The organism is Streptomyces sp. adm13(2018), assembly GCF_008042145.1.
In the GTDB taxonomy this organism is placed as follows: domain Bacteria; phylum Actinomycetota; class Actinomycetes; order Streptomycetales; family Streptomycetaceae; genus Streptomyces.
The window spans coordinates 1-1510 of sequence record NZ_RDBH01000313.1 but is presented as its reverse complement, the minus strand read 5'-3'; the positions used below and the strand labels follow the sequence as shown (position 1 = coordinate 1510).

General features: G+C 75.5%; 1 protein-coding gene. It reads left to right on the top strand.

From position 1 onward, the window contains the following. Positions 1–1191: hypothetical protein (locus EAO70_RS37030; RefSeq protein WP_148007154.1), on the top strand; the 1191-nt coding region annotated here is incomplete at its 5' end. Positions 1192–1510: the final 319 nt, after the last annotated feature.

Here is a 1510-nt window from a genome sequence, read left to right as displayed (position 1 = left end):
CCCGCTGGGGGCGCCGTCCCGCCGTACGCCTTCGACGGTTCGGCCCAGCGGGTCCAGGGCGCCGCGTCGAGTTCGGACGCCGTGCGGCTGAAGACCGGGCAGACCTACCGCGACACGCTCGAGAAGGACGGCAAGGTCTACTACCGGGTCGACCTCGACCGGCAGAACGCGTACGTCTCCGTCGTCGCCGTGCCCAGGGCCGGCGGCGAGGTCGACTACGGCGACGGCTTCAAGGTCAGCATGCAGGACGGTTCCGGCACCGAGTGCGGGTACCAGCAGGCCAACTTCTCCTCCAGCCGGTTCACCCGGCCGCTCGCCGCCTACGCCCGCCGCATCGTCGACGCGGACAGCCCCACCTGCCAGGGCGCGGGCGCCTACTACGTGCTCGTCGAGCGCGAGTCGAAGGCGAACACGGACGACTGGGAGCTGGAGATCCGCTACGCGTCCGAGCCCGTCCTCAAGAAGGCCGGCCCGACCGAGCTGCCCGAGGTCTGGGCCTCCGGCACCCCCGGACCGCCGCCGGGCGACCCGCGGGCGCGCCAGGGCGGCTCCGGGGTCCGCGACGCGATCTCGCTGACGCAGGGCGAGTGGCGCTCCGACATCCGGCCCGGCCAGACGCTCTTCTACCGGGTGCCGGTCGACTGGGGGCAGCAGCTCTTCACCACCGCCGAACTCGGCAGCAGCGCCAGCGGCGACGAGTACATCGGCCAGGCCCTCGTCCTCTCCCTGGAGAACCCGGCGCTCGGCCATGTCGAGGAGGCCACCGTCGGCTACAGCGGGAAGCCCGCGACGCTCGCGCTCGACGCGCTGCGGCCGGTGGCCCACGAGAACCGCACCTCCTCCGCCGAGGCCACCAGCGGCATGCGGTTCGCCGGCTGGTACTACCTGTCGGCCACGCTCAACCCGGCGCTGGCCGAGGAGTACGGGGACCGGACGGTGCCGCTGACCCTTCGGGTGACGCTCCGCGGGGCCGCGAAGCCGGGGCCGGGGTACGACGGTGACGCCGGGCAGTTCAGCGTGACCGCCGACGACCGGGCGGCGGCGGACCAGGGCGTCTCCGGGGCGCAGGCGGCGGAGGCGGACGGCTCCCTGCGGGTCGTCGCGGTCGCCGGCATCGGCAGCGGAACGGTTCTGCTGCTGGGGCTCGGCGGCTGGACGCTGCTGGCGCGGAGGCGCGCGGCGGCGGCGTAGGGCGGGCCGGCGGCTCGCGGCTTGTGGCCCGGGGCGGACGGGCGCTGCCCCGGTCAGGTCTGGGCGAGGGCCCAGAAGCCGACCGCGAAACACACCAGCGCGAGCAGCAGCACCGGGATCGCCACCTGCGGGGGCGGTCCCGGTCTGGCGCGGAGGCGCGCGGCGGCGGCGTAGGGCGGGCCGGCGGCTCGCGGCTTGTGGCCCGGGGCGGACGGGCGCTGCCCCGGTCAGGTCTGGGCGAGGGCCCAGAAGCCGACCGCGAAACACACCAGCGCGAGCAGCAGCACCGGGATCGCCACCTGCGGGGGCGGTCCCGGTC